Here is a 1395-nt window from a genome sequence, read left to right as displayed (position 1 = left end):
GGTGGCGCGGCCGAGCATCCCGGGTGGCGCGAGCTCCGCGACCAGCGCGGAGCCGGCGACCGTCATCATGCCGAAGCCCGCCCCGCGGACACCACTGACCGCCAGCACCGCGACCGGCCCCTCGGCCAGGGCGAGCAGACCGGACGGCAGACCGAGGAGCGCACTGCCGGTCGCGAGTACCCAGCGGTACCCGATCCCCGCGGTGATCCTCGGGGTGAGCAGCTGGACCAGCACGGTGACCGTCATGAACACACCGGTGGTCGCGCCGGCGACCAGGTCGCTCCCCCCTCCCCGCAGCACGGCGAGAGGCACCACGGGCAGGAGCAGCGAGAAACCACCGAAGGCGAGCAGGACCAGGATGAACGCCGCGGGCACACCGCGGGTCCGGGCCAATAGTGCGAACCCGCCCGGCTTCGTGACGCCCTGTGTCACTTCGTCATCACAGGGCGCCCTTGGTCGAGGGGATCCCACTGATGCGGGGATCCGGTTCGACCGCGGCGCGCAGCGCCCGGGCGACGGCCTTGTACTCCGCCTCGGTGATGTGGTGGGGGTCGCGCCCGTAGTGCACGCGGACGTGCAGCGCGATACGGGCGTGCGACGCGAGGGTCTCGAAGACGTGCCGGTTGAGCACGGTGCCGTACGGGGCGCTGTCGTGCCCCACGACGACGTACCCGATCATGACGTCGGGTTCTCCGCTGTGGACGCAGTACGGGCGGCCCGAGACGTCGACGACCGCCTCGGCGAGGGTCTCGTCCATGGGGATCGAACACTGGCCGAACCGGCGGATGCCCCGCTTGTCGCCCAGCGCCTTCCCGAGCGCCTGTCCCAGCACGATGGCGGTGTCCTCGACGGTGTGGTGCGCCTCGATCTCGACGTCGCCCGTCGCGCGCACGGTGAGGTCGAACGCGCCGTGCTGACCGAACGCGGTGAGCATGTGGTCGAAGAACGGGACGCCGGTGGCGATCTCCGTCCGGCCGGTGCCGTCGAGATCGATCTCGACGACGATCGACGACTCCCTGGTGGTGCGCTCGACGCGACCGACGCGTCCGCCCTGCTCGCTCATCGTCTCTCCCTCGTCGTGGTGATCTCTGTTCCCGCCACCTCGGCGCTCACCTGCAGCAGCCGGTCGTTCTCGCTCTCCAGCCCGATGGTCGCACGAAGACGGCCCGGGATGCCCACGTCGCGGATGAGCACGCCCGCGTCGAGGTAGCGCCGCCACGCGCGGGGCGCGTCCACGAAGGGCCCGTAGAGCACGAAGTTGGCCTCGCTGGGCAGCACGTCGTAGCCGAGCGCCTCGAGTCCCGCGATGACGCGCTTGCGCTCCTCGGCCAGCAGCGCGACCGAGGCCAGGGTCTCGTCGGCGTGCCGCAGAGCGGCCCCGGCGGCGGCCTGCGC

General features: G+C 71.8%; 3 protein-coding genes. All 3 read right to left on the bottom strand.

Going from position 1 to position 1395, the window contains the following annotated elements:
* The coding region (locus G6019_RS16425) for an MFS transporter (RefSeq protein WP_375539775.1) at positions 1-432 on the bottom strand (432 nt) is incomplete at its 3' end.
* Positions 433-439: 7 nt separating this feature from the next.
* Positions 440-1063: an imidazoleglycerol-phosphate dehydratase HisB gene (gene hisB, locus G6019_RS16420; RefSeq protein ID WP_107756282.1), complete on the bottom strand. Its 624-nt coding sequence runs from the start codon at positions 1061-1063 to the stop codon at positions 440-442.
* On the bottom strand, positions 1060-1395 hold a 336-nt coding region (locus G6019_RS17525; protein WP_241726115.1), incomplete at its 5' end, for an aminotransferase class I/II-fold pyridoxal phosphate-dependent enzyme. The genes G6019_RS17525 and hisB, both read right to left, overlap by 4 nt.

The sequence above is a fragment of the Dietzia sp. DQ12-76 genome (assembly GCF_014145045.1).
In the GTDB taxonomy this organism is placed as follows: Bacteria; Actinomycetota; Actinomycetes; order Mycobacteriales; family Mycobacteriaceae; genus Dietzia.
The sequence above is the reverse complement of the archived record's forward strand: the minus strand, read 5'-3'. Positions and strand labels throughout refer to the sequence as shown.

What these genes read in the sequence shown, in the direction of transcription:
- hisB (WP_107756282.1), bottom strand. Translation starts at nt 1,063, where the DNA reads ATGAGCGAGCAGGGCGGACGCGTCGGTCGCGTCGAGCGCACCACCAGG.